We start from the raw sequence: 24,599 nt of genomic DNA on the forward strand, positions 1-24,599 counted from the left end.
GCTCAGCCCTCCCACGCGACCGGCAGTCGCTCAACGCCGTACACGTTCTCGTCCACGAACGGCAGCCCCGCCGGATCGGCGTCCAGCCGCAGCGTCGGGAACCGCTCCAGCAGCGCCGGGAAGCCGATGCGCATCTCGACGCGGGCCAGCTGCTGCCCCAGGCACTGGTGCATGCCGTGACTGAATCCGATGTGTCCGCTCGCGTCGCGGCGCAGGTCGAGCGCCTCGGGGTTGTCGGGGAACTTCGCCGGGTCGCGGTTGGCGGCGAGGTAGGAGATGGTGACGCTCTTGCCCGTCTTGATGACGTGGCCGTCGACTTCGACGTCCTCGACCGCGGCCCGGACGTCGGTGTGCGTGAGGGTCAGATAGCGCATCAGTTCCTCGACGGCACCGTCGGTGAGCCCGGGGTCGGCGCGCCACGCCGCGAGCTGCTCGGGGTTCTGCAGCAGCGCCATCGTTCCCGTGGCCAGCATCTTCGCCGTGGTCTCCAGCCCCGCGCCCAGGACGAAGCTGGCGACGCCCGTCAGCTCCTCGTCGTTGAGGTCGCTTGTGGTCAGTTCGCTGAGCACGTCGTCGGTGGGGTTGCGCTTCTTCTCCTGAACCAGTGTGGACATGTACTCGTTCATCTCGCCGAACGCGGCGTAGCGTTCCTCCAGCGTCGTCTCCGGTGCCGACACGGCGGCGGCGAGGCGCTTGAAGTGCGCGCGGTCGCTGTAGGGGACGCCCAGCAGTTCGCAGATCGTGTGCGCGGGAATCGGCCACGCGTACGCCTCCACCAGGTCCACCGGGGAACCCGCGTGTTCCATCGCGTCCAGGCGTTCGGTGGCGAACTGGCGGATCTGGTCGGCCAGCAGGTTCATCCGCCGGACGGTGAACTTGCCCGCCAGCGGTTTGCGGAACCGGGCGTGTTCGGGGTCGTCCACGAGATGGAACGCGCCCAGCGGCGCCTTGTTCTCCGGCGACGGACCGATCGGGTGCTCGAAATGGTGGAGCAGCTCGAACCTGGTGCTGATCTTGGGATTCGCCAGCAGGGCGCGCGCCTGGTGGTAGCCGGTGACCAGCCAGCCCAGATGCCCGTCCGGATAGTTCATCCGCGCCACCGGGGTGCGCTCGCGGATCTCGGCGAGTTCGGTGGGCGGATCGAGGGGACGTCCCTGCGGACGTCGACCGGGGAATCGCGGGATGACGGTCGGGGAGTGCGTCATGACAAAGCCTTTCACCTCGTCGTTTCCTTGCACCCCGGACGGTGTCGCGTTCCGCTGACATCCCGCGCACAGAACGCTGGCACCGTGCCGCCCGCGCCGTCAGGCTCGCCGGGCCTGGTTAGCCTTGGCGACCGACTTCGGTGAGCGAGAGGCACGCGATGAACAGCTTCGACGAGCGGATGCGCCACAACTACGCGGGACGGGCGGAGATCTTCGAGCGGACCTTCGGCAAGCTGTGCGCGTACCCGGTGCCCACCGTCCTGGACGCGGTGGGCGTGGCGGCGGGGACGCGACTGCTGGACGTCGGCTGCGGCACCGGCAGTGTGGCGGCAGCGGCCCGGGACCGGGGCGCGGCGGTCACGGCCGTCGACCCCGAACAGTCCATGGTGGAAATCGCGAGCCGCCGGGTGCCGGAGGCGACGGTGCTGGCCGGTGAGCTGCCGCGACTGCCTTTCGAGGACGACGCGTTCGACGCGGTGGTGGCCAACTTCGTCCTCAACCATGTCGGCGATCCGTTGGCGGCACTGGGGGAGCTGCGCCGGGTGCTGCGCCCGCACGGGCGTCTCGGCCTGACGATCTGGCCGCAGCCGCCGACGCCGCTGCACGGCCTGTGGCCCCGGGTCTTCGAGGCCGCCGGGGTCGACGCGAACGCCAACGTCGCCCGGCTGGCCGCCGACAAGGACTTCGAACGCACCGAGGCGGGACTGGCGGGGCTGTTGGCGGACGCGAAGTTCGTCGAGGTCGAAACCCGTACGGTGCCGTGGAAACACCGGGTCGATCCCGAGCTGTGGTGGTCGGGACCGGCGGCCGGGCTGGCCAGCTTCGGGCAGGTCCTGGCGGCCCAGACGCCGGAGACCGTCGCGCGGATCAAACGGGAGTACGACCGGTTGTCGGCCGAATTCCGCGTCGCCACCGGCGAACTGGCGTTGCCGACCGCCGCCCTGCTGGCCGTCGCCGTCGCACCGTGATTTGCGAGGATGGGGACGTGGCAGCTCGCGCGGTGATCTTCGACCTCTTCGACACCCTGGTGGACGGCGGCACCACGCGACGCCGCGAGATGATCGCGCGCATGGGCGTCGATCTCGGCATCGACCCCGAGGTGTTCAAGGCCGCGTTTCGGGACAGTTATCGCGAACGCTTCGCCGGGACGCTGGGCGACATGGAACAGACGATCACGACGCTGATCCGCCGCTGCGGCGCCGAACCGGACCCGGAAGCCGTCGCGGTGGCGGCGCGGCACCGCGTCGACTACACCCGCCGGTTGCTGACGCCGTTCCCGGGTGTCCTCGAAGTACTGTCTACGTTGGTGTCCGACGGGCTGCGGGTCGGGCTGATCACCAACTGCTCGGTGGAGACCCCGCAGGTGTGGTCGGAAACCCAACTGGCGCAGTACATCCAGGACCCGGTGTTCTCGTGCCGGGTCGGGGTGTGCAAACCGGATCCGGCGATCTACCGGCTGGCCCTCGACGCCCTGGGTGTGAGCGCTGCGGAGAGTGTCTACGTCGCCGACGGCGCCGGGGGAGAACTGGTGGGGGCCCGCGACCTCGGCATGACGACGATCCGGGTCCGGGCCGAGGGAGTCGATCACGCGACCTTCGGCGCGATCGGCGATTGGGACGGGCCGGTCATTGAGGACTTGACCGAATTGCCGGGTCGATTGCCGGAACTGATGGCATCATAGGTCGCGGTGCGTGGCGGGTCGCGCCCTGTTTGTAGTCTGTGGACGAGATTCTGGGTAAGATCCACCGAGGTCTGACAGGAGGAACGCCATGGCCAAGGACAAGAAGACCGAGGAAATTGAATCGTCCTCTTCGGAGAGTTCGTCGTCGTCCTCGTCTAGTTCGAGTTACGGCAGCGGGGAAGAAGAGACCGAAACTGCGCATGGGAGTGAGCGGGAAATGGCTCTGAACGAGGGTAAGACAGTGACAGCGAAGGTCAAGAAGGCGACCAAGGGCGCCAAGAAGACCGCGAAGAAGACAACCAGGACGACGAAGAAGGCGACCAAGAAGGCCGCGACGTCGACCAAGAAGACCACGGCCAAGGCGGCCGCCACGGCGAAGAAGACCGCCAAGAAGGCGGTCAAGGCGACGAAGAAGGCCGTCAAGAAGGCGACCAAGTCGACGCCGGTCAAGGCCACCAAGAAGGCCAGCACGACGGCCAAGAAGACCGCGGCGAAGAAGACCACCGCGACCAAGAAGACGGCCAAGGCCGCCAAGAAGACCACCGCGGCGAAGGCGACCAAAGCCACCAAGGCGGTCAAGAAGTCGACGCCGGTCAAGAAGACGGCCAAGGCCGCCAAAGCGGTGAAGAAGACCGCGAAGAAGACCACGGCCAAGGCGTCTCCGGCGAAGAAGGCCACGAAGAAGTCGACCCCGGCGGCGAAGAAGACCACCGCCAAGGCGACCAAGAAGACGGCGACCACGAAGAAGGCCGCCCCCAAGAAGACGGCGGCGAAGAAGACGGCCGCCAAGAAGACCACCAAGAAGGCCGCGCCGAAACGCAAGGGCGGCAAGTAAATCCATATCGGATAGTAACGGTTCAGTGGCGGTCGACGACGGGCACGTGGATGGCGTTGGCACCGTAGTCGGTGACGTCCTGGACGGTTACACGATCACCCACCGCTTCCGGGTGCGCGGCTGTACGGCCGTGTACCAGGCGGCGCGGGGCGATCGGACCGTGGCGCTGAAGACCTTGTGCCGCGGCGCGATCGCGCGGGCTCAGTTGAGGATGGACAACGAGATCGCATCGTTGCGCGTCCTCGGTGAGTCGGCGCCCGCGCCGCGGCTGCTGCGGCTCGGCATCGCCGGGCCGCAGCGCTATTTCGCGATGAGCTGGCAGCCCGGCGGATCGCTGCGCCGCCAAACCGAGGCTCGGGACCTCGACGGCTTCGCCGAGATCGCGGTCCCGGTCTGCGAGGCCTACGCGGCGCTGCACCGCGCGGGGGTGGCCCACGGGGACGTCTCTCGGCACAACATCCTCATCGACGGGCACGACGTCGGACTGGTCGACTTCGAGAGCTCGGCGCGAACCTCCGAAGCGGACGACGACGGACTGCGGCGCCGGTTCACGTGGGCCTACGCGGCCCCGGAGTTCGCCGACCGGCAACAGCCCAGCCCCGCGTCCGACCAGTACGCGGTGGCGGCGGTCCTGTACCGCCAGCTCACCGGCCGCTACCCCCGCCGCCAGATCGACGGCGTGAAGCCGGATTCCCGGCGAGCACTGACCGCGCGGGCCCGGCTGCTGACCGGGGCGCCCCACCGGCGCTGGCCAGGGCTGCGCGACGTGTTCACCACCGCGCTGAGCCGCGAGCCCGCCGACCGCTTCGGCGACATGGGCGAGCTGGCCCGCGCGCTGGCGGCGGCGATCGGCTGAGTGCGCGGAGGCCGCCGCTCGCGGCGGCTTGGGCGCCGACGCGGCGCAGCGGCTTGAGAGCCTGCGGCCCGGGTCGAGGGCCGGGCCGCGATGCGGCGGCTTGGCCCGTTCGCGGTTGGTCAGCTGCGGGCCAGGAGCAGGACCTCGTTGGGGACCAGGACGCCGCTGGCTCGGTCTTCCAGGACTGTCAGGCCCGCGAGCACTGTGGACAGCTCTTCCAGGATGGGCCCGGGACTGGGGTGCGCTGTGACGACCGCCGCGACCGCCGTCACCGCGATGCGGGCGCAGGAGACGTCGTCGACCGTGTAGGACGTGTTGTGCGACAGCGAGTTGCTCAGCCGGTCGGTGACGCGGGCCAGGGTGGTCGCCGCCAGGTCGAGCCACACCGAGTCGCCCGTGTCGGGGGCCAGCAGGTGGTTGGCCTCGCCCAGGGCGGTCAGCAGGCGTTCGGGGGGAACCGTGCGGGCCCGGCGTTCGCCCGCGTCGATGATGCCCCGAGCCAGGTACTCGTCGAAAAGGGACAGTGTCGCCCCGTATTTGACCTTGACCGGCGGGGTCGGGGAGGAGAACCACAGGGTGGTCACCGCGCTCGACAGCAGGTGCCGCTGGTCGCCGGTGAGCCGGTCGAGGTAGGTGAACGGGAGGTTGGCGCGCTCGGAGGCGTCGCGGTCGCCCCGGAAGTCCAGCGCCTTGGCCGACAGTTCGGCCAGCAGGTCGATGACGTGGTCCAGGTGCGGCCGGGCCTCGGCCTCGGTGTCGGCCGGGGTGAGCGAGGTGTGTTTCAGGTAGCGGCGGCAGTCGGCCAGCGCGGTGTCCTTCTTCAGCTCGCGCGGCAGCTCGAAGGCGCGGGCGCGGTCGAGGTTCATCTCACCGGCCATGTCCCGCGACAGTTGCCGGGCCTTGTTGCCCAGCACCATCGCCAGCAGGTACAGCGACAGTGTCACCCGGCGCCGGTCCTCCCAGGCGACGCGCTGCCACCAGTTCCTGTCTACTGTGTAGGGATCGCGGGTGTCGCCGAAGTGCGCCAGCCGGGGTTCCGCGCCGCCCGCCACCCAGACGCTGCGGCCCTCGATGCGGGGACGGCACTGGGGGGCCAGCAGTTCGGATTCGGTCGGGAGCCGGAACCGGGTGTCGTCGGCCCGGGGCAGACCGTTGATCCAGCCCAGGAACCGGGTGGCCTCGCTGGGCCAGATGCCCACGGCCGCGGACTGTTCGGAGGCGTCGGGCGGCGGTCGTCCGGCGGGGAACTCGGCCTCCAGGAACGAGGAGTAGAGGCTGTTGCTGACCGGACGGACCGCGAGTCGTCCGCCGCCGAACAGCGGTGCCATGTCGGACAGCTCCCGCGACACCTTGACCGCGCCGACCATCCGGTTCTCGTCGGGGGTCTTGGTGGCCAGGGTCAGCAGTTCCCGCAGTTCGGCGAGGGTCTCGGGTTCGAGTTCGCCCGCCGCCTCGGCCGCGTCGAAGGCCAGCGCGAGCGCGGCGATGCTGCCCGAGCGCAGGCAGGTGTCGATGACGCGGGTGACGTTCGCGCGCGCCGCCCACAGCAGGATCGCGTCGCGCCACCACGGATCGTCGGTGCGGGACAGGATCTCGGCCTCGGGCAGGTCGCGCCCGGCCAGGAACTGTTGCAGGCTCAGGTGGGTGAAGGCGAAACCGCCCGCGGCGGTGCGCACCAGCCAGCCGGAGCGGGTGCCCGCGTCCAGCAGCGCCCCGGCGTCGGCTTCGGGGTCGACGGCGTGGACGTCGGTGGCGTCGAGGTGCCTCGACCGTGTGGCCATGCCCTGCCGGGCGAGCGCGTGGACCAGCTCGGCGTTCGTGCGGACCAGCAGGTTGACCGCGTCGGTGTACAGGGCCGCGCGGTCGTGCGGCAGCATGCCGCAATGCCGGTGCACCAGGGCGATCAGGGTCAGCGGCAGCGGGTGTGCGCACAGGTCGTGCATGGCCGGTTGGGAGCGCAGCCGCGACAGCAGCACGCCCGCCTCGGCGGCGCCGCCGTCGCGCACCCACTGCCGGGTGTGGCCGCTCTTGCGGGATTCGACGGCCTCGCACCAGTCGTGCAGGAACGCCGCGATCTGGCTGTCGGTGAGGTGACGCAGCTGCCAGTACCGGGAGTGCGGCAGCGGGTCGGGGGTCAGGCCGTTGGGCCGGGTCGTGACGAGGAAGGTGTTGCGGGAATGGCGTTTGTGCTCGCGGGCGATCCAGTCGGCGACCGCGCGGCGCTGCGACTGGGACGCGGTCTCGTCGAGGCCGTCGAGCATCACCACGCACCGTCCCGCCGACAGCTGGCGCGCGAACCAGCGGGCGGGGGAGTGCCGCAGCCAGCCGGATTCGGCGGCCAGCTGGGCCAGGTTCGGGGCGTTGTCCCCGGCGAGTCTGGCGGCGTGGGTGCCCAGTTCGATCAGCACCGGGATGCGGCGTTTGCCGCGCCGCAGTTTCGCCAGCTCCACAGCGGAGCGATGCAGGACGGTGGTCTTACCGGAGCCGGGTTCGCCCAGGATGACGATGGGCCCGCGGTGCCGTCGCCGCAGTGCCGACAGCAGCGGGGTGCGCCGGTCGGCGTGCCGGTCGGTGCCCACGAACGGACGTTCGGCAGCCTGTGGACCGTCGGCGGGCTTCACGCCGATGTCAATGTAGACATCGGTCAGCCGAAGCCCGGCGGCTCCCGCCAGCGGCACCCGGTTGGCGTAGCCGGTGAGTTGCCGCAGGTAATAGCGCCGTCGGATGCGCGAGACGATGATCCGGCCGAGGCCGAGCAGTGCCAAAGTCGCCGGGATGATCCACAGCGGATGGACATCGGCCCTGGTCAGGATGATGGCACCGCTGGATATTCCGGTAAGGAGCAGTAGCCCCATGCCCGTCGGTGCTCGCCAGAATATTGATGTGGGGGAGTGTTCTGACATGTCGACCGCTTTCGCCGGACTGGGACGTCTTTGAACCATTATGCTCCGATCCGCGCTTCAATGGGACACCTCAATGTGGACTGTCTATATGGGACTTCACAGCTGACGTACAGATTCCGTCAAGGTGAGCCGCCACTCGGCGGTCATCGCCGTTCGGATCGGCGGTCGTTACATCGCCGGACACGGCCATTTCGGGTCCCGGATCGGCGGAGTCGGGCGATCCGACATCCCGGTCATACAGGGAATTATTCGCGTTTCGCCCATCGTCGGGTCTCGGTAATCTCATTGCCACATAGCGAGACATGCCCATATCGCTATGTCAGTGAGGAGCCCGAAATGAGATCGAAGAAAATCAAGGTCAGCCTGCTGGCCGTAACCGCCCTGACACTGTCAGGCCTCACCGCGTCCCCCGCCGCCGCCGACGGTGCCTCCGAGCCGCTCATCTGGGAGGTGCCGGACGTGTCGGTGTCCCAGGCGATCAAGCTCACCGACGCCGGATTCGACGTCATCGACTACGAGGACGACGGCGAACTGACCGTCGTCGGCGACCGCAGGGTCGCCAAGAAGCTGCGCGACCGCGGCTTCGAGCCCCGCTACGTCGACACCGTCTACAAGGACGTCGAACCCTCCGCGAAGGCCGACGCCTTCGGCACCTACTACGGCGGCTACAAGACCCCCGACCTGCACCTCAAGCACCTCGACGACGTCGCCGCCGCCAAACCGAACCTCGCGCAGGTCTACGACATCGGCAACTCCTGGCGCAAGACCGTCGGCCAGGGCGGACACGACATCAAGGCGATCTGCCTGACCAACCGGCAGCCCGGCGACTGCCAGCTGTCACCCAACTCGACCAAGCCCCGGATCTCGATCATCTCCCAGATCCACGCCCGCGAGATAGCCACCGGAGAGATCACCTGGCGCTGGATCGACTACCTGGCCAACGGCTACGGCTCCAACGCCAAGGTCACCCAGCTGCTCAACTCCACCGAGGTGTGGGTGGTGCCGATCGTCAACCCCGACGGCGTCGACATCGTCGCCTCCGGCGGCAACTCGCCGAGGCTGCAACGCAAGAACGCCAACAACACCTACGGCAGCTGCTCCGGCACCCAGCGCGGCGTCGACCTCAACCGCAACCACACCCACAAGTGGGGCGGCGCCTCCAGCCAGCCCTGCGCCGAGACCTACCAGGGCCCGCGGCGCGGCTCCGAACCGGAGATCGCCGCCATTGAGGGCTTCTTCGCCAAGATCCACCCCGACCAGCGCGGCCCCGGCGACACCGACCCCGCGCCCGCCAACACCCGCGACGTGATGATCTCGCTGCACAGCTACGGCAACTACATCATCGTCCCGTGGGGCTACACCACCACCCGCCCGCCCAACGACTCCGCGCTGCGTTCGCTGGGACAGCGGATGGCCGCCTCCAACGGTTACCGGGTCGGCAACGCCGCCGGGACCGTCGGCTACCTGGCCAGCGGCACCACCGACGACTTCACCTACGGCGCCTTCGGGATCGCCAGCTTCACCTACGAGGTCGGCGGCGGCTCGGGACAGTGCGGCGGCTTCCTGCCCGCCTACTCCTGCCTCGACAGCTCGCTGTGGCCCATCAACCGGGACGCGATCATGACCGGCGCGCTGGACGCCGCGTCCCCCTACTCATAGGCCGCGCGTACGCCCTTGCCGCGACCCCCGCCAGGGGCCGCGGCAAGTACGCGTCCGTCCGTCACGCCACCGTGATGCGGGGATCGTCGAAGGCCCAGTAGAAGTTGTTGGCGGCGTCGTACATCCGCCAGCCGACCCGCACCTTCTCGACCCCGGCCGGGATCCGCGCCGAGAACGACTCCGACTTGCTGATGTCGAAGGCGTCGCCGCTGGAGGACTTGCGGCTCCACAGCACCGACTTGGTGCCGTCGTCGAAGCGCAGCACCAGCTGCGCCTTCTGCGGATCGGCGTCCCGGTCGACCTGCCGGTAGTGGCTCAGGTAGCTGACCTTGATGGACATTCCTGGTTGGACGTTCTGCCAGGGCGACAGCAGCGTCGAGTCCAGCCGTTTGCCGTCGGAGACCGGATCGCCCTTGTCGTTCCACTCATCGGCGTCGGCCACGGCGATGACGTCACGACCCCGGAAGAACGACTCCCGGCCCTGGTCCGACTGCGAGGTGGCCCAGAACTGCCCGGTCATCAACGACCAGCCCCGGTATTCGGTGACCCCGACCGCCGGGGTCTTCTCCTCCACCGACCAGCCCGAGGGCATGTACTTGGTGAAGCCGAGCAGGTTGTCCGGCTTGGCGGGTTCGTCGACCGCCTTGCGCAGACTGCTCTTCAGCGTGTCGAAGGGATCGCGCGAGGCGGTGCCGATCGGGACGCCGTCCCAGCCCCAGGACGGGTTCGGCGTGATCCCCAGGTGCTTGAACACCGTCGGCGGGATGTCGACCTGCCGCCACTGCCGGGTCGCGGTCCTGGTGACGGGGATGTCGCCGCCTGCGGCCAGCGTCCAGACCTCGCGGGTGCGGTGCCGGTTGGTGCCGTGCTCGTCGTAGCTGAAGCCGTGATCGGTGGTGGCCAGGAACAGCCAGTCCTCCTCGGGGTAACTGTCGCGGGCCTTGACCGCGTCGACGATGCGGCCGATCTGCGCGTCGACGTGCTCGATGGCCGACAGGTACTCCGGGGAACTGGAGCCGACGTCGTGGCCCATCTCGTCGGGTTCGTGGAAGTACACGTAACCCACGTCGGGGTTGTGCCGCGACAGCGCCTCCACGACCGTGTCCGTCGAGCGGCGGTCCGAGGCGCGGGCGCCGCCCTCGGTGGACTGCCGCATCTTCGCGTCCGGGGAGCCGATGATGTTCTCGTTGATGGGCTGCCAGTCCAGGATGGAGAACGTCGACAGCTCCGGTTTGGCCGTCTCCAACCGGGACAGCACATCGGGGTAGGAGTCCAGGTTGTTGCCGGAGAAGGAGTTGTCCTTCACCCTGTGCTTGTCGGGCCAGGTACCGGTGAGGATGTTGGAGTGTCCGGGGCCGGAGTCGGTGCGGGCGACGTCGGTACCGTGGATATAGGACGGACCGATCTGCCCCGCCGACGCGAGCGCGTCGATGTTGGGGGTGTCGACCTGCTTGAGCTTGTCCCAACGGACCCCGTCGATGTCGATGAGCATGACCTTGCGGGCGCTGGTTCCCTCGGGGATGTCGCCGATGTCCGCGTTGGCGGCCGAGGCGTAGGCGGGGGACGGAAGGGCGATGGTAAGGATGGCGAAGCCGGTCGCCACCTTGCGTCGGGCTCTCATGTCTCCTCCACAGTGGTTAGGCGCTGTGTGGAGTCAATGGTGGGTTACCAGGCAAAACGCATTGATTTACTTCGATTGCGTGCGCGTGAACAACTATGTAACTAATCGGACACCAAGGGAGATAACGACTTCGAAGACAATCGAGGGCGAACGATGCGTTAATACACCGCTACGGCAGGCCCCCACGGTTCCCATGCGCTGGCGCGACGGTGAGGCGCTTCCCGACCCGTACGGCAAGAACGCGGCATTCCCGGTGGACGTGGCGTGTGGCCGCGGCATGGCCACTATCGATAGACGACACCCTCACTATTCGCGACTTTCGTGCGGTTTTGATGGCGAAGATAACGCTGGCGCCCCTTGGCAACCGCCCGAATAGTAAGGCATGGTTACCCTAATCGTCCCTGACGTGATCGTGAAAGGCGGTGTTCAGCATGGACGGACGAATCGAACAGCGCATCGAGCGCGAGATTCGCCAGGCCACCGAGCGCGGTGACTTCGAGAACCTGCCCGGAGCGGGCAAGCCGCTGCCGGGCGCGGGCGAGCACCTGCCCGAGGACTGGTGGCTGCGCGAGAAGATGCGCCGCGAGAGCGCCGGCGCGTCGGTGCTGCCCACGACGCTGCGGCTGCGCAAGGAAGCCCAGGGTATCGGCGAGACGGTCGCGAAACTGCGCACCGAGGCCGAGGTGCGGCAGGCGGTCGCCGAACTCAACGACCAGATCCGCAAGGCCCAGCTGGGTCCGGTCGACGGCCCCCCGGTGCCACTGCGCACGGTCGACGTCGGCGCGGTCCTGCGCGACTGGCACTCCAAACGGGGCTAGGCGATCCGGGTGGCCTCGGCCTTGTAGCCACCGCCGGGCCACTCCCAGCCGGACGTCATGGTCTGGCCGTCGGGGCTGACGGTGATCTTGCAGAACGTCGGCGAGCCCTTGGCCCCGGCCCAGACCGTCACGACCTCACCGTCCACCTCGTACACGTAGTCGAGCGTGTCGCCGAGGTCGGTATAGGCCCGGGACTTGATCTGACTGCCGGGTTCCTTGGCACCCCAGGGCTTCTCACGGCCGATGATCTCCAGGACCTTGAACTCCCTGCCGTCCCGGGACAGTTCGCCCTCCTGGATCAGGAACCGGCCGCCCTCCATCCACCGGAAGCTCGTCGTGCCCTCGGCCCCGCCGGAGATCCGCCAGATCCCCACCAGTCGGTCCAGCGCGTGCAGCTCCGCGTCCGGCGGCGGGATGGTCTGCTCGTTCATGTCCAGCTCCTTCTTCGGTTGTCACTGGACTAGACGGATCGGGCTCGCCGAACTCATCGCGGCTCAGGAAAGTATTTTTGCCACGGCCACCCGCACCGTCTCGGCGTCCCCGATCGCGTAACTCGCCTCGTACGCGGCTTCTCCCGCCGCCACATACGAATCCGGATCGAAGGCCGACTCGAAACCGGCGGCGGCCCGCGCCTTGGCGAACGCCCGCTGGTACTCGGCGGTGTCGGTCTCCTGTACCGCCCACGCCTGCTCGTCCCACTCGATCGCGAGCTTCACCACCGCTTCCCGCTCCGGGCAGTCCCCGACCGTCCCGCCCGCCAGCGCCTCCCGCGCGACATCGACCCGCGAATCGTCCAGTTTGGTGCGATGCGCCGCCAGCGAACAGATCGCCAGCGCGGCGGCCCGCCGCTGCTCGTCCGTCGCCTTGCGCAACAGCGCGGCCAGCTGCTTGTCCAGCGTCTCGATCCGGGAGTTCTCGTCGCCCATTCCTGCCTCGTTATGTCGGATGCGGTTGCCGCGAGTGTCCGTCACACTCACGCCCATGTCAAACCCGCGCGAGTTCTACGACGACTTCGCCGAAGCCTATGACGGCATGTTCGCCGACTGGGACGCCTCGATAGCCCGGCAGGCACGAGTCTTCGCGGCGCTGCTGGGCGAGGCTGGACAGACGATACTGGACTGTTCGTGCGGCATCGGCACCCAGGCGCTCGGCCTGGCCGCCCTCGGCTTTCACGTCACCGGCACCGATATCAGTCCGGCCTCGGTGGCCCGGGCCCGGCGGGAGGCCGCCGCCCGTGGCGTGGCGCTGCCGACCGCCGCCGCCGACATGCGGGCGCTGCCGTTCCTGGACGACAGCTTCGACGCGGTGCTGTGTGTCGACAACGCACTGTGCCATGTGCTCGATGCCGACGGGGTCGTCACCGCGTTGCGGGAGACGCGGCGGGTGCTGCGCGGCGGCGGCAGGCTGATCCTGAGCGTCCGCGACTACGACGAGGCGCGGCGGAGTCGGCCGCGGCGGACGCCGCCGCAGCTGTCGCGGCGGGACGGGCAGTGGTGCGTCACGTTCCAGCTGTGGCACTGGGACCGCCATGGTGATCGCTACGACTTCGAGCACTTCCAGCTTCGCGGCTCGCGAGGGGAGTGGCGGATGCGGCGGCGGGTCTCGCGGTTGTGGGCGTTGACGCGGGAGGAGCTCGGTGAGCTGGCCTCGCGGGCCGGGTTCAGCCGGTTGGAGTGGCTGGCGCCTGCCGACAGTGGGTTCTATCAGCCGGTGTTGGTGGCCGGGTGAGGCGGTGGGCGTCACACTGGACGGCGAAACTGGATAGGGGTACTATCCGATAGTAGAGAGTTCCACTATCTGTAATTCTAGGAGTGCCCGATGCTAGACGCCCTGCTTGGTGAGACCACCCTGTTCGTTCTCCTCGTCGCCCTGTTGGTCTTTCGGGGGCTGGGGGTCGTGGGGGTCAGACGGTTCGCGTCGTGGCCGGTCAGTGCCGCGCACGCCATGGCCGTCATGTTGCTGATGACCGCCTCGGCCCACTTCATGCCCGACAGTGTCGAGGCCATGCCGGGGTTCTCGGACATGGTCGCGATGATTCCGCCGTTCGTGCCGTTTCCCGAGGTGATGGTGATCGTCACCGGCGTGCTGGAGCTGGCCGCCGCCGTCGGGCTGGTGCTGGGCCGGACCCGCTGGCTGGCCGGGATGGCGCTGATCCTGTTGTTCGTGGTGATGACCCCGGCCAACATCCATGCCGCGCTCAACGACGTGTCGCTCAACGGCGATCCCGCCACGCCGCTGTTGATCCGGATCCCCGAACAGGTGCTGTACATCGCCGTCGCCTGGTGGGCCACCCGTGGGGCTTCCCGTGAGTGGCCCGGGTTCCTGGCGCGGGCGGCGGCGTAACTCGGCCGCCGTGGTGGTGGCGCGGGCCAGCATGACCCCGCCGACGATCAGCGCGAGTGAGGCCACCCGTGCCCAGGTCATCGGGTCCTTGTGGACGATGACGCCGAGGACGATGGCGCCCACCGCGCCGATCGCGGTGAAGACCGCGTAGGAGGTGCCCACCGGGATGGTCTCCATCGCCAGCGACAGCAGGTAGATGGAGGCCGCCCCGAGCGCGAAGCACAGCAGCGTCGGCAGCGGTCTGCTGAAGTTGTTCGTCGGTTTGATGCTCTGCGAGAAGGCGACCTCGACGACGCCCGCGGCGATGAGCAGCAGCCAGCCCATGTCAGTACTTCCCTCCGAGTTCGGCGGCCGTCGCGATCGCGTCCGCGTAGGACGATTCGTGGGTGGTGCGGTGGTCGGCCAGCAGCGGGTCGACGCGGGCGTTGGCCAGCTCGGCGTTGACGAAGCGGGCGTCGTCCACGGCGAAGTGACCGGCGAAGAAGTCGCGCAGATACCGTTCCTGGTAGTCGAACTTCGCCTTCGGGGCGCCGGGGGAGTAGGCCCCGCCGCGAGCGGTGGCGACCACGAAACGCTTGCCCGCCAGCGACATGCGTGGGAAGGTCACCTGGTCCAGCCAGGCTTTCAGCACCGCCGGGATCGAGAAGTTGTGCATGGGCGTGGTGATCAGCACGACGTCGGCGGCCCGCAGCTCGGTCAGCAGCGGTTCCACAATGGCCCAGGCGCGCTTCTGGTCCGGGGTGCGGGCGGCCTCGGACAGCCGGTCCAGATCGGTGATGCGGTGGGCCAGCAGGTGGTCGCAGATCTCGGTCCAGGCCGCGTCGATGAACGGCACCGGGACGCGGGCCAGGTCGCGGGTGAGCACGCGGCCGTCGGGGTGGGCGGCTCGCCAGGTGCGCTCGAACGCGTCGCCGAGCGCGCGGCTGATCGAGTTGTCGCGGGGGCTGGAGTCGACGCGAAGCAGGGTGGTCATCGAGGGTTCCTTTGCGTAAGTGGACAGTGTGTCCGTTTGATGGCTGCTACGCTAGCGCCAAGCGGACGCAGTGTCCACTTACGGGAGGAGTGATGCATGCGACAGCGCCCCGAGCTCCAGGTCGGCGCCGAGAACCCGCCCCGCGAGCGGGCTGACGCCGCTCGCAACCGCGCCAAGATCCTGGCCGCCGCCGCCGAGCTGTTCGCCGCCGCCGACGCCCGGGGCATCACCATGGACGAGATCGCCAAGGCCGCCGGGGTGGGGCGGGGCACGCTGTATCGCCGTTATCCCGATGTGGCCTCGATCGCGGTGGCGCTGCTCGACGAACACGAGTCGCGACTGCAGGGCGAGCTGATCAGCGGGCCGCCGCCGCTGGGGCCGGGGGCGGAGCCGGTCGAGCGCTTGGCGGCGTTCTACGCGGCGATGGTGGAGCTGTTGGAGCGGCACGGGCATCTGGTGCTGGGGGCCGAGACCGGCGCGGCGCGGTTCGCGACCGGTGCCTACGGTTTCTGGCGCGCTCACGTCATGTCGCTGGCGCGGGAGGCCGAAGTGGACGATCCCGAGGCGCTGACCGACACGCTGCTGGCGCCGCTGGCTCCCGACGTCTATCGGCACCAGCGCGATCAGGGGCTGAGCGTCGAGCGGATCCGCACCGCGCTACGGCAGCTGGCGGGGCTGCTGCGATAGGACGGTGACGACGCGGCGCGGCCGAGCTTGCACGGCGGTGGCGATGCGGCCGCCGCGACGTCGCGCGTGCCGCGTCCGACGCGGCGACGCCCGCGCCACGACGTCGGTGCCGAGCTAGTCCGCCAGCTGCTGTGCTTGTCGCGTAACGAAAGCCGCGTCCACGATCGCGCCGTGTCCCGGGATGACCGGGCCCTCGATCATCGGCGCCAGCCGCTCCAGCACCCGCGACCAGTGGGCCGCGTCCGCGTCGCTGCCCACACTGGGCGGTGCGCCCTCCTCGACGAGGTCGCCCGCGATCGTCACCGAGCCCGCGAAGGCGATCAGGTCCCCGTGCGAGTGCGCGCGGCCCGGGTGCCACAGCCGTACCGACCGTCCACCCAGGTCGATCGTCGCCTCGTCGGTCACCGGACGGTTCGGGGTCAGCAGTTCGAGGTCGCCGACCTCGTCGGCGATCTCGGGCGCCAGCTTCACGCAGGCGCGCCGGGCGGCGGCACGGGACTCGGCGTGGTCGGCGTCCACCGCGATGGCCGACTCGTGCGCCCAGAAGTCAACGGCCCCAAGCTGTTCCGCGATCGTGTGGTTGCCGAACCAGTGGTCGAAGTGGTCGTGCGTGTTGACCACGACCACCGGCGACGACGTCAGGCGCCGCACCGCCGCCGCCAGCTCCCGCGCCTGCCCGGCGGTCGACAGCGTGTCCACCAGCAGCGCCCGGTCCCTGCCCAGGACCAGCACGCAGTTGACGTCCAGCACCGGATACCGCAGCACGTGCACGTCGTCGGCGACCCGCTGGAAATCGACCACGGACGAATTATGGACCGCCCCGATATCCATGAATGCCCCCGCCTGAGGAGCCCGTCATGCGCCGTGCCGTCACACGCCTCGCCGCCGTCGCCACCGTCCTGGTCACCGTGCCGCTGGCGGTGCTGTGGGCCAGCACCACGGCCAGCTCCGAGACCACTCGCGGCGCGCCCGCCTACGAGTACCCGGTGACCCGGCACGCCGACACCTCCAAACCGATCCCCGGCGTCAGCGTCGACATCTCCGCCGACAAGGGGCAGGCGGTGTACCTGTGGGCCCGCGACCTGGCCGCCGAGAACGTCACCCCGCTGGGCTCCGGTGACAACATCGGCACCACGTTCTCGCTGGAGTGCCGTCACCGCGACGGAACCGCGCTGGATGGCGAACGCGGCACCTACTGGGCCGCCAACCTGGTGCCGCCCGGGGAGAAGAAGCTGACCGCCACGCTGCGGTGGACCTTCGTCGCCCCCGCCGCCGGTGACTACACCTGCGAAGTGCTGGTCACCAGCTATTCCACCATCATCGTGGACGGACGCGAGGTGACGATGCGGGTCCCGGCGGGCGCGAGCCTGGCCCACCGGGTCTACCCCGCCAGCCAGCGCTGGACGCTCCCGGCCGAGAGCGAACGCACCGTCAAGGCGGGCCAGTCCGTCACCACGCTCGGGTTCACCTACCGCCCAACGACTTCCGAACCCAAGCTCGCGGTCGTGCAGGACACCAACCTCACCACCTGCAAGGCCGGTTCGTCGATCTGCGACGGCGGCTCGCCGGGCAACAGTGGCAGCAAGGTGACCACCCAGGTGGTCGCGAAACTCCTCAACGAGGACGGCACCGCCTGCGGCGCCGACCTGAAGAGCCCCGCCAAGAACGGCTACATCTCCACCGCCAAACACCACTGGACGTCCACGAACACGCTCTACATCGAGAAATCCCAGCTCGGGAACTGCCCGCGGCTTCGGCTGTCGCTGTCGCTGCGCGTCACCGAGGGCAACCCGGTCGTCATCCACGCCGGGTTCTCGGTGTACCGGGCCCGCACGCACGGGACCGCGTTCGAGTACTCCTGAGCTAGATTTGCCGACATGTCTCCACAGGTGATACTCGTCGGCGCCAACCCGTTCGTGCGGCTCTTCGACGACGGGGAGGTCACCGTCGCCGCCTCGGTGTGGATTGTGGACTGGTCGCTGCGGGGACGCGGCAACGTCCTGGTGCTGTGGCACGCCGGACGGGTGCGGGTGATCGGCGAGAACCCCGAACTGGCCGCGTGGGTGTCCGACGACTTCACCCGGCACTTCCCCGAAGCCGAGGGGCTCGACTGGAACCGCGGTGAGGTGGAGAACGCGGCCGTGACCATCGACATCGACCTGGCCAGCGGCATGAGCGTCTCGGCGGCGGACGTGACCATCGAAGCCTCCGGGGTGCTGGACGTGCGCGGTTTCGCCACCGACTCCTTCGACCTCGGCGGCCGTCCCCACGGCCTGTCGCTCGTGCTGGCCCCGGTCGCCGAAGCCCAGGTCCACATAGGCGGGAAACCCGTGCCCGGGACGGTGCGGCGCGAGGGCACCCCCGAGCGGCCGTCGGCCTCGGCGTTCCTGACCGCCGCCGAGGTGTGGACCGGCCCCGGGACCGCACCGGCCTGAATCGCGGTGCGAGGATCAGGGCCATGGAGTATGTGAATCTCGGCCGCACCGGCCTCAAGGTGTCCCCACTGTGTCTGGGCACGATGAACTTCGGTCCCATCACCAGCGAGGCGGACAGTCACACCATCATGGACGCCGCGCTGGAGCGCGGCCTCAACTTCTTCGACACCGCCGACGTCTACGGCTGGCAGCGCGGCGAGGGCATCACCGAGAAGGTGCTGGGCACCTGGTTCGCCAAGGGTGAGGGCCGTCGCGACGCCGTGGTGCTGGCTACCAAGGCATACGGCCCGATGGGCGACGGCCCCAACGACCGCGGCCTGTCCGCCCGGCACCTCATCGCGGCCTGCGAGGCGTCGCTCAAGCGCATGCAGACCGACTACATCGATCTGTACCAGATGCACCACGTCGAGCGCTCCACGCCGTGGGAGGAGATCTGGCAGGCCATGGACCTGCTGGTGTCACAGGGAAAGATCCGCTACGTCGGATCGTCCAATTTCGCCGGTTGGCACCTGGTCGCCGCGCAGGAGGCCGCCAACCGCCGCAACAGCCTCGGTCTGGTCAGCGAACAGGGCCTGTACAACCTGATGGCGCGCACCGTCGAACTGGAGGTGCTGCCCGCCGCCGAGGCCTACGGCATCGGTTTCCTGCCCTGGTCGCCGCTCAACGGCGGCGCCCTGTCCGGCGCGCTGCGCAAGATCGCCGAGGGCAAGGCCGGACGCAGTGCCACCGGGCCCGGAAACGAACGGGTGGAGGAGAACCGGGAGCAGCTGGCGGCGTGGGAGAAGTTCTGCGAGGAGTTCGGCCACGACCCGGCCGACGTCGGTCTGGCCTGGCTGCTGACCCGTCCGGCGGTCACCGCGCCGATCGTCGGCCCGCGCACCATCGAGCAGCTCGACAGCACCCTGGGCTGCCTCGACGTCCAGCTCGACGACGAGCAACTGGACAAACTGGATGAACTCTTCCCGCCGGTCGGCAAGGGCGGCCCGGGTCCGGAGGCGTGGGCCTGGTAGCCCGACACAGTGATCAAGCCTGTCCTCGGGGCCGCGAGGGCGGCGGTGTTTAATGGCGTCAACGGCGAGCTCATCGACGGGTGTAGCTGTGTCGTTCTATGTCACGGGCTGAAAACCCCCGGTCCTTTGTCCATGGAGGTCGCTGATGCCGGAGGACACCCCACTGCATGTGGTGTTCGTCCACGGACTGTTCTCCTCCGACGCGGTGTGGGAGTCGTTCGCCTCCCGCATCGCCGACGACCCCGAGGTACCCGGCCACGTCCGGGTGCACCGGTTCTCGTACTACTCGCCGCTGCGACGCAAGGTGTACAAGGAGATCCCGAGCCTGAACAACCTGGCCGACCGCCTGGGCACGTTCCTGCTGTACGAGCTGAGTGACGCGCCGACCGTGGTCGTCACCCACAGCATGGGCGGGCTCATCACGCAGCGGTTCCTGGCCCGGATGCTCAAGGACGACCGGGGAGAAGAGCTGCGGCAGATCGAGCGCATCGTCATGTACGCGTGCCCCAACTTCGGTTCCGACTACCAGCGGACCATGCGCGACCTGGTGCGCACCCTGGGATGGCGCAACCCGCAGGAGGCGGAACTGCTGCCGCTCACCGAGAACGGCATGGAGGTGCAGGAGGCCGTCCTGGACCGGGTGGTCAGGGCGACCGAACACGACAAGGACCACTGTCCGATCAAGATCATCGCGTGTGCCGGTGTCGAGGACCGGGTCGTCAAGGCCCACATCGCCCACGGCCTGTTCCCGGCCGAGAACCGCCGCACCGTCGACGGCGACCACAGCTCGATCATCCAGGTCAGCGACGACAAACTGTCGGCGTACCGCATCTTCCGCAAGGAACTCGACGAGGTGCTGGCCCCGCGCCGCAACTCCAGTGTGGCCCGTCCGGTGGTCGTCGAACCGGCACCGGCGGAACAGGAACTGACGCTGCCGCCGTTCGGGCGCCGCAACACCCAGCTGGTCGGCCGCGACCAACTGCTGTCGGAGGTGTTCGCCGACCAGTCCAGCCACCGGGTGCGGGTGCTGGCCGGACCCGGCGGGATCGGCAAGTCCCGCATCGCCCTGGAGGGAGCGCACCGGGCCCGGGAGCTTGGCGCCAAGGTCTGGTGGGTATCCATGGACCGCATCAATTCCCGAATGCGGGAGGTGGCCGAGCACCTTGACATGCCGCAACTGGAGATCGCCCGGGCCTGGGGAGGGCAGCGCAGCGCTCCCGACCTGGTGTGGGAGTACCTCAACCAGCGGGCCGAACCGTGGCTGCTGGTGTTCGACAACGCCGACGACCCCCGCAAGCTCGGCACCGACGAACGTCCGGTGCCCGACGGGACCGGCTGGCTGCGCGAACCCGTCACGGGCACCGGCATGGTGATCGTGACCAGCCGGGTGGCGGACCCGGCGATGTGGGAACGCTGGAACAGCCTGCTGGTGGTACCACCGCTGTCCGACACCGATGGGGCGCGGATGCTGGTCAACATGGTCGGCGAGGACGGCGGCAGCTTCGACGGCGCCGCCCGGCTGTCGCGGCAGCTGGGCGGTAACCCCGAGCTGATCTTCCAGACGGCGAAATACCTGAAATCCGTACGGAGCGACGGGCGAGGCCAAAGTGGAATCATTGATTTCGACGGTTACCTCCGGGAACTGAACCGGCGCTCACCACCGCCGTCAGGAGACGACCATGACTGACGTGAGCGGCCCGCTGGGGCCGGATCGCACCAGCAGCGTCCTGTCGATGTCGCTGGACCTGCTGCGGGACCGGGGAATGGGCAACGCGGCGCCGCTTCTGAAACTGTTCGCCTGCTTCAGCACCGCGCCGATTCCCTACGTGGTGCTGCTGAACACCAACCAGTACAAGGCCTCGGCGCTGTTCACCGAGGACCGGGGCGGTTCCTGGTCGGCGGCCGTGGAGGGACTGGAACAACTGGGCCTCGTGGACATCCACAGCGGACGCGGTGTCGGCGCGGAGGAACTGTCACACGTGCTGTCCATGCACCCGTTGATCTACGCGACGCTGCGTGAGGATCCCGAGCTCAAGCGCCACCACGACGACTACTACGAGCTCGCGCTGTCGATGCTGCTGACGGCGGTCGCGGGCGCCAATCCCGACGACCCCGACAGCTGGCCGATCTGGCGGGTGGTCACACCGCACGCCCTGGAGATCGTCCGCACGGTGCTGTCCCGGCCCGACACCGGCCCGCGGCTGCTCACGCCGGTGCTGCAACTGGCCCGCAAGACCGGCAGATACCTGATCGCGACCGGACTGCTCAAACCCGCGGCCGAACTCCTCAACCCGATCGTGGACGCCTGCGAGTCCTTCGGCATCGGTGTCGACGACGAGCGGATCCTCGCCATCCGGCACGAGGTGGGGCGGGTGGCCCTGGAACGCGGTGACCTGCGCGTCGCCGAAACCGAACTGTGGCAGGTGGTCGAGGCACGCGCCGCACTGCACGGCATGGACCACCCCGAGACCCTCGCCAGTAGACACAAGCACGCGCGCGCCATCCTGGAACAGCACCGCTGGGTCGAGGCCGAGCCGCTGCTGCGGGACGTCACCGACGCCGAGATCCGTGCCTGGGGACCGGAACACTCCGACACGATGGTGGTCCGGCACAGTCTGGCGCGGGTGAAGCTGCATCTGGGCTGGGTGGCCGAGGCCGAGGCGATGCTGCGCGAGATCCTCGTGATCCGCTACCGGCGTTGGCCCCGCACCACGCCCGAGACCCTGTTCGTGGTGCGCAGTCTCGCGCAGAGCCTGGTGGAGCAGGACAAACTGGACGAAGCCGAGTCCGTGCTGCGCGAGGCGCTCGCCGACGCGGGCGACCGCGCCGACGCCCCGGAGTTCCAGCGGCTGTCGCTGGCGCTGGAGCGCATTGTCCAAGTGCGCCAAGGGGCCTAGGGTGTTCGGTTTGGCCGGAATGTCCGCGGGGACGGAAATCGTTTGTGTGACAGGGGTATGACACAGAATCGTCGGATAGTGCTGTATCGTTTGTCACACCCGAGAAATGGCTACCGCATTTTGAAGGAGCGCACCATGAGTGCCGCCCACGAGGAGTCGGATATCCGACAATACTGGGATTCCATGTCCGTCAGTGAAGCCGAGTGTCGCACCGAGCGTCGGCGGCGGGACGCCCTTGAGGCGTTGCGGGCCGATTACCTAGCTCTGGAAACGGATGCCAAGTACGTGTTCAAGGCCCACGGCGGGAACTAGTCCCGGCCGTTCATTCGCTTCAATACCCGTCCGCGAGTACATAATGGATCGATGACGCTCAGTTACCTGCGTGTTAGCCTGGTGGCCCGGCTATTCACACGGTAAGCAGGTGACCGATGAGTAACGTCAACAGTCACGATCCGTTCTTCACACCCGTTACCGCCGAAGCGTTCCGGCGTGAGGACATCGCCGCGCTGGCCGCGGGTCGCCACGCCGCGATCCGGGTCCCCGAGTTCTTAAGTCAATCCACATGCGACGAGATTCTCCAGGCGCTGCTGGCCGTGGAGTTCGAGTCCTACGGTTCGGCGCGCGTCTACCCGCAGGTGATGCGCTTCGGCGTCGGTGTCAGTGACCACCGGCTCGACGGCGGCGTCGACGACTCCTATTGGGACGCCATCGAGACCGACCGCAAGAACTGGCTCGACCTGGGTCTGAACTTCGACCCGTTCCACCTGTGCCGCGCTAATCTCGGCACCGACTGGCCCAAGGCGGTGCGGGTCGGCACCCGCGACGGCAAGCCCATGGGGCCCGGTGTCGCCCGGGAACCCAACCAGGGCTTCCAGGTCCACTTCGACGATTCCCGGCGCGAGTACTCCGACGGTCTGCTGGACGCCAACCTGATCGCCCAGTTCGCGTTCAACCTGTACCTGACGATGCCCGAGGAGGGCGGCGAGACCGTGATGTGGCGGCACCGCTGGCAGCCGCAGGACGAGAACTACCGGCTGCCGGATTCCTACGGCTATCACGAATCCGTCGTGGGTGACGTCGAGTCCTTCGAGATCAAACCCCGGGCGGCCGAGGCGATCCTGCTCGACCCCGGCTACTTCCACGCGGTGCGGCCCAGCAGGTCGGCCCGCCGGATAGCGCTGGGTTTCGCCGTCGGACTCACCGACACCGGCGAACTGCTCACCTGGGGCTGAGTTCGACGGTCAGCTCGATCTCGACCGGCGAGTTCAGCGGCAGGCACGGCACCCCGACCGGCATACACGGCGAGGAGTCCCCGAACAGGTCGTCGAGCAGGTCGCCGACCCCGGCGACCACGCCGGGGGTGTCGATGAAGCCCGGGGCGCAGGCGACGTAGCCGATCGCGCGGACCACCCGGGCCACCTCGTCCAGGTCGGCGACCTCGTCGATGGCCGCCAGTGCGGCCAGTCCGCACTGGCGGGCCAGGTCCGCCGCCAGTTCCGGGCTGATCTCGGCGCCGACCTTCCCGGCCGCGACGAGTCTGCCGTCGGTCAACGGCACCTGCCCGGCGACATACACCATGTTTCCACTGCGGACGGCCGGAACATAGGAGCCCTTGGGCGGACTTACGTGGGGCAACGACAGCCCGAGCTCCGCCAGCCGGGCTCGGGGGCTATCGCTGGCGAGCGCTCCTCGGCGAAGTGATGTCATGACTGCATGTTACCGGTTCACGTGCAGGCGTGCTATTCCCGCGAACGGTGAGGTGAGGCCGACACCCCCGGAACCGCTGTTCGGGAACCCGGGTCGATTAATGTCTAAGCATGGAAATTCTGCGTTATACGGCGTTCAGCACCGACCCGGCCGGTGGCAACCGTGCCGGGGTGGTCCTGGACGCGACGGGTGCCGACGACGCCGCGATGCTGGCCACCGCCGCCGAGATCGGCTACTCCGAGACGGCCTTCGTCTTCCCGCGTCCCGACGGGGAACTGGACGTGAAGTACTTCAGCCCGCTCGCCGAGGTGCCGTTCTGCGGGCACGCCACGATCGCCACGGCGGTCGCCTACGCCGAACGGCACGGGGTGGGGGAGCTGACGCTGCACACCAGGGCCGGGGTCATCACCGTGTCCACCGACCGGGACACCGACGGCTCGATCGTGGCCACACTGGTCAGTGCCCCGCCGTCGAGTGAGGAACTGCCGTCCGACAACCTGGACCAGATCCTGTCGGCTTTGGGTTGGGACGCTTCGGATCTGGACCCGCAGCTGCCGCCGCGGGTGGCCTACGCCGGCGCCCGGCACCCGATCATCGCCGCCGCGACCCGACAGCGACTGTCCGACCTGGACTACGACTTCGAAGCGCTGTCGAAGCTGATGGAGCGCGAGGACTGGACCACCGTCGACCTGGTGTGGCGCGAGTCGGACACGGTCTTCCACGCCCGCAACCCGTTCCCGCCCGGCGGCATCGTCGAGGACCCGGTCACCGGCGCCGCCGCGGCAGCCTTCGGCGGCTATCTGCGGGAGCTGAAGCTCGTCGACACCCCGGCCAGCCTCACCGTCTACCAGGGCCAGGACCTGGGCCGTCCGGGCACGATCACGGTCACGGTGCCCGCCGAGCCAGACACCGGCATCGGCGTCACCGGTACCGCCGTGGCGATCTAGCCGCTCGGCGGCCGCGAAGCGA

At 68.8% G+C, this 24,599-nt stretch carries 25 protein-coding genes and 1 pseudogene; 17 read left to right on the plus strand and 9 right to left on the minus strand.

What is annotated here, in order from left to right; genetic code table 11:
* Positions 1–2: 2 nt before the first annotated feature.
* Complete coding sequence (locus SNAS_RS08065) at positions 3–1,205, minus strand: cytochrome P450 (protein ID WP_013016911.1); 1,203 nt, start codon at positions 1,203–1,205, stop codon at positions 3–5.
* A 158-nt stretch (positions 1,206–1,363) separates the two neighbouring features.
* Between SNAS_RS08065 and SNAS_RS08070 the strand changes: the two genes are divergently transcribed.
* From SNAS_RS08070 to SNAS_RS08085, 4 genes are all read left to right on the plus strand, one after another.
* A complete protein-coding gene (locus SNAS_RS08070) occupies positions 1,364–2,173 on the plus strand; it encodes a class I SAM-dependent methyltransferase (RefSeq protein ID WP_013016912.1) in 810 nt (269 codons plus the stop codon).
* Positions 2,174–2,190: 17 nt separating this feature from the next.
* Entirely contained in the window at positions 2,191–2,886 is a 696-nt protein-coding gene (locus SNAS_RS08075) for an HAD family hydrolase (RefSeq protein ID WP_013016913.1), read from the plus strand.
* Between the two features lie 241 nt (positions 2,887–3,127).
* Positions 3,128–3,721 carry a hypothetical protein gene (locus SNAS_RS08080; RefSeq protein ID WP_041624648.1) on the plus strand — a complete coding sequence of 198 codons (594 nt, stop codon included), beginning with the start codon at positions 3,128–3,130 and terminating at the stop codon, positions 3,719–3,721.
* 25 nt (positions 3,722–3,746) lie between these two features.
* Positions 3,747–4,577, plus strand: coding sequence for a protein kinase domain-containing protein (locus SNAS_RS08085; RefSeq protein ID WP_013016915.1), 831 nt, complete (start codon positions 3,747–3,749; stop codon positions 4,575–4,577).
* A gap of 119 nt (positions 4,578–4,696) precedes the next feature.
* Here the strand turns inward: SNAS_RS08085 and SNAS_RS08090 are convergent, their stop codons facing one another.
* Positions 4,697–7,432 carry an NACHT domain-containing protein gene (locus tag SNAS_RS08090; protein WP_013016916.1) on the minus strand — a complete coding sequence of 912 codons (2,736 nt, stop codon included), beginning with the start codon at positions 7,430–7,432 and terminating at the stop codon, positions 4,697–4,699.
* Positions 7,433–7,816: 384 nt separating this feature from the next.
* Here SNAS_RS08090 and SNAS_RS08095 point away from each other — a divergent pair, with 384 nt between their 5' ends.
* Positions 7,817–9,139, plus strand: coding sequence for a M14 family zinc carboxypeptidase (locus tag SNAS_RS08095; protein WP_013016917.1), 1,323 nt, complete (start codon positions 7,817–7,819; stop codon positions 9,137–9,139).
* A gap of 61 nt (positions 9,140–9,200) precedes the next feature.
* Here SNAS_RS08095 and SNAS_RS08100 read toward each other — a convergent pair whose 3' ends face one another.
* Positions 9,201–10,760 (minus strand): alkaline phosphatase family protein, encoded by a 1,560-nt coding sequence (locus SNAS_RS08100; protein ID WP_013016918.1) that lies wholly within the window; start codon positions 10,758–10,760, stop codon positions 9,201–9,203.
* Positions 10,761–11,191: 431 nt separating this feature from the next.
* On the opposite strand from SNAS_RS08100, the gene SNAS_RS08105 reads away from it, so the two are divergent.
* Positions 11,192–11,578 carry a DnaJ family domain-containing protein gene (locus tag SNAS_RS08105; protein ID WP_013016919.1) on the plus strand — a complete coding sequence of 129 codons (387 nt, stop codon included), beginning with the start codon at positions 11,192–11,194 and terminating at the stop codon, positions 11,576–11,578.
* Here the strand turns inward: SNAS_RS08105 and SNAS_RS08110 are convergent.
* Together SNAS_RS08110 and SNAS_RS08115 are read right to left on the minus strand one after the other, a co-directional pair.
* On the minus strand, positions 11,575–12,009 hold the full coding sequence (locus SNAS_RS08110; RefSeq protein ID WP_013016920.1) for a hypothetical protein: 435 nt from the start codon (positions 12,007–12,009) through the stop codon (positions 11,575–11,577). The two genes, SNAS_RS08105 and SNAS_RS08110, sit on opposite strands and share 4 nt — an antisense overlap.
* Positions 12,010–12,072: 63 nt before the next feature.
* Positions 12,073–12,504 carry a hypothetical protein gene (locus SNAS_RS08115; protein WP_013016921.1) on the minus strand — a complete coding sequence of 144 codons (432 nt, stop codon included), beginning with the start codon at positions 12,502–12,504 and terminating at the stop codon, positions 12,073–12,075.
* A gap of 55 nt (positions 12,505–12,559) precedes the next feature.
* Here SNAS_RS08115 and SNAS_RS08120 point away from each other — a divergent pair, with 55 nt between their 5' ends.
* Both SNAS_RS08120 and SNAS_RS08125 read left to right on the plus strand, forming a co-directional pair.
* A complete protein-coding gene (locus SNAS_RS08120) occupies positions 12,560–13,306 on the plus strand; it encodes a class I SAM-dependent methyltransferase (RefSeq protein WP_041624650.1) in 747 nt (248 codons plus the stop codon).
* A 90-nt stretch (positions 13,307–13,396) separates the two neighbouring features.
* Positions 13,397–13,921, plus strand: coding sequence for a DoxX family protein (locus SNAS_RS08125; RefSeq protein WP_013016923.1), 525 nt, complete (start codon positions 13,397–13,399; stop codon positions 13,919–13,921).
* A gap of 15 nt (positions 13,922–13,936) precedes the next feature.
* On the opposite strand, the pseudogene SNAS_RS37525 reads toward SNAS_RS08125, so the two are convergent.
* Positions 13,937–14,245, minus strand: a pseudogene (locus SNAS_RS37525) (DMT family transporter); the annotation flags it as partial.
* Position 14,246: 1 nt separating this feature from the next.
* The gene (locus SNAS_RS08135) at positions 14,247–14,894 is read right to left on the minus strand and encodes an FMN-dependent NADH-azoreductase (RefSeq protein WP_013016924.1); all 648 of its coding nucleotides are present in this window, start codon (positions 14,892–14,894) and stop codon (positions 14,247–14,249) included.
* Positions 14,895–14,990: 96 nt separating this feature from the next.
* Here SNAS_RS08135 and SNAS_RS37125 point away from each other — a divergent pair, with 96 nt between their 5' ends.
* Positions 14,991–15,581 (plus strand): TetR/AcrR family transcriptional regulator, encoded by a 591-nt coding sequence (locus SNAS_RS37125; RefSeq protein WP_013016925.1) that lies wholly within the window; start codon positions 14,991–14,993, stop codon positions 15,579–15,581.
* Between the two features lie 114 nt (positions 15,582–15,695).
* Here SNAS_RS37125 and SNAS_RS08145 read toward each other — a convergent pair whose 3' ends face one another.
* Positions 15,696–16,382, minus strand: coding sequence for an MBL fold metallo-hydrolase (locus SNAS_RS08145; protein ID WP_052304951.1), 687 nt, complete (start codon positions 16,380–16,382; stop codon positions 15,696–15,698).
* 56 nt (positions 16,383–16,438) lie between these two features.
* Here SNAS_RS08145 and SNAS_RS08150 point away from each other — a divergent pair, with 56 nt between their 5' ends.
* The 7 genes from SNAS_RS08150 (at position 16,439) to SNAS_RS08175 (ending at position 23,155) form a co-directional block, all read left to right on the plus strand.
* On the plus strand, positions 16,439–17,443 hold the full coding sequence (locus SNAS_RS08150) for a hypothetical protein (protein ID WP_013016927.1): 1,005 nt from the start codon (positions 16,439–16,441) through the stop codon (positions 17,441–17,443).
* Positions 17,444–17,458: 15 nt separating this feature from the next.
* Positions 17,459–18,016, plus strand: coding sequence for a hypothetical protein (locus tag SNAS_RS08155; protein ID WP_013016928.1), 558 nt, complete (start codon positions 17,459–17,461; stop codon positions 18,014–18,016).
* Positions 18,017–18,039: 23 nt separating this feature from the next.
* Entirely contained in the window at positions 18,040–19,026 is a 987-nt protein-coding gene (locus SNAS_RS08160) for an aldo/keto reductase (protein WP_013016929.1), read from the plus strand.
* Positions 19,027–19,171: 145 nt separating this feature from the next.
* The gene (locus SNAS_RS32530; protein ID WP_013016930.1) at positions 19,172–20,713 is read left to right on the plus strand and encodes an alpha/beta hydrolase; all 1,542 of its coding nucleotides are present in this window, start codon (positions 19,172–19,174) and stop codon (positions 20,711–20,713) included.
* Positions 20,706–21,923: a tetratricopeptide repeat protein gene (locus tag SNAS_RS08170; RefSeq protein ID WP_013016931.1), complete on the plus strand. Its 1,218-nt coding sequence runs from the start codon at positions 20,706–20,708 to the stop codon at positions 21,921–21,923. The genes SNAS_RS32530 and SNAS_RS08170 overlap by 8 nt, the downstream gene beginning before the upstream one ends.
* A 183-nt stretch (positions 21,924–22,106) precedes the next feature.
* Positions 22,107–22,235, plus strand: coding sequence for a hypothetical protein (locus SNAS_RS37130; RefSeq protein ID WP_280101504.1), 129 nt, complete (start codon positions 22,107–22,109; stop codon positions 22,233–22,235).
* Between the two features lie 116 nt (positions 22,236–22,351).
* On the plus strand, positions 22,352–23,155 hold the full coding sequence (locus SNAS_RS08175; protein ID WP_013016933.1) for a 2OG-Fe(II)-dependent halogenase WelO5 family protein: 804 nt from the start codon (positions 22,352–22,354) through the stop codon (positions 23,153–23,155).
* Here SNAS_RS08175 and SNAS_RS08180 read toward each other — a convergent pair.
* Positions 23,142–23,630, minus strand: coding sequence for a RidA family protein (locus tag SNAS_RS08180; RefSeq protein ID WP_013016934.1), 489 nt, complete (start codon positions 23,628–23,630; stop codon positions 23,142–23,144). The genes SNAS_RS08175 and SNAS_RS08180 overlap by 14 nt on opposite strands.
* Positions 23,631–23,740: 110 nt before the next feature.
* Here SNAS_RS08180 and SNAS_RS08185 point away from each other — a divergent pair, with 110 nt between their 5' ends.
* Entirely contained in the window at positions 23,741–24,577 is an 837-nt protein-coding gene (locus SNAS_RS08185) for a PhzF family phenazine biosynthesis protein (protein WP_013016935.1), read from the plus strand.
* The last annotated feature ends 22 nt before the right edge of the window (positions 24,578–24,599 follow it).

Origin of the sequence: Stackebrandtia nassauensis DSM 44728 (assembly GCF_000024545.1) — a bacterium.
GTDB lineage: Bacteria > Actinomycetota > Actinomycetes > Mycobacteriales > Micromonosporaceae > Stackebrandtia > Stackebrandtia nassauensis.

Coding starts and splice junctions, on each gene's coding strand:
- SNAS_RS08065 (WP_013016911.1), bottom strand. CDS start 1,205: ATGACGCACTCCCCGACCGTCATCCCGCGATTCCCCGGTCGACGTCCG.
- SNAS_RS08070 (WP_013016912.1), top strand. CDS start 1,364: ATGAACAGCTTCGACGAGCGGATGCGCCACAACTACGCGGGACGGGCG.
- SNAS_RS08090 (WP_013016916.1), bottom strand. CDS start 7,432: ATGGGGCTACTGCTCCTTACCGGAATATCCAGCGGTGCCATCATCCTG.
- SNAS_RS08095 (WP_013016917.1), top strand. CDS start 7,817: ATGAGATCGAAGAAAATCAAGGTCAGCCTGCTGGCCGTAACCGCCCTG.
- SNAS_RS08100 (WP_013016918.1), bottom strand. CDS start 10,760: ATGAGAGCCCGACGCAAGGTGGCGACCGGCTTCGCCATCCTTACCATC.
- SNAS_RS08105 (WP_013016919.1), top strand. CDS start 11,192: ATGGACGGACGAATCGAACAGCGCATCGAGCGCGAGATTCGCCAGGCC.
- SNAS_RS08110 (WP_013016920.1), bottom strand. CDS start 12,009: ATGAACGAGCAGACCATCCCGCCGCCGGACGCGGAGCTGCACGCGCTG.
- SNAS_RS08115 (WP_013016921.1), bottom strand. CDS start 12,504: ATGGGCGACGAGAACTCCCGGATCGAGACGCTGGACAAGCAGCTGGCC.
- SNAS_RS08120 (WP_041624650.1), top strand. CDS start 12,560: ATGTCAAACCCGCGCGAGTTCTACGACGACTTCGCCGAAGCCTATGAC.
- SNAS_RS08125 (WP_013016923.1), top strand. CDS start 13,397: ATGCTAGACGCCCTGCTTGGTGAGACCACCCTGTTCGTTCTCCTCGTC.
- SNAS_RS08135 (WP_013016924.1), bottom strand. CDS start 14,894: ATGACCACCCTGCTTCGCGTCGACTCCAGCCCCCGCGACAACTCGATC.
- SNAS_RS37125 (WP_013016925.1), top strand. CDS start 14,991: ATGCGACAGCGCCCCGAGCTCCAGGTCGGCGCCGAGAACCCGCCCCGC.
- SNAS_RS08150 (WP_013016927.1), top strand. CDS start 16,439: ATGCGCCGTGCCGTCACACGCCTCGCCGCCGTCGCCACCGTCCTGGTC.
- SNAS_RS08155 (WP_013016928.1), top strand. CDS start 17,459: ATGTCTCCACAGGTGATACTCGTCGGCGCCAACCCGTTCGTGCGGCTC.
- SNAS_RS08160 (WP_013016929.1), top strand. CDS start 18,040: ATGGAGTATGTGAATCTCGGCCGCACCGGCCTCAAGGTGTCCCCACTG.
- SNAS_RS32530 (WP_013016930.1), top strand. CDS start 19,172: ATGCCGGAGGACACCCCACTGCATGTGGTGTTCGTCCACGGACTGTTC.
- SNAS_RS08170 (WP_013016931.1), top strand. CDS start 20,706: ATGACTGACGTGAGCGGCCCGCTGGGGCCGGATCGCACCAGCAGCGTC.
- SNAS_RS37130 (WP_280101504.1), top strand. CDS start 22,107: ATGTCCGTCAGTGAAGCCGAGTGTCGCACCGAGCGTCGGCGGCGGGAC.
- SNAS_RS08175 (WP_013016933.1), top strand. CDS start 22,352: ATGAGTAACGTCAACAGTCACGATCCGTTCTTCACACCCGTTACCGCC.
- SNAS_RS08180 (WP_013016934.1), bottom strand. CDS start 23,630: ATGACATCACTTCGCCGAGGAGCGCTCGCCAGCGATAGCCCCCGAGCC.
- SNAS_RS08185 (WP_013016935.1), top strand. CDS start 23,741: ATGGAAATTCTGCGTTATACGGCGTTCAGCACCGACCCGGCCGGTGGC.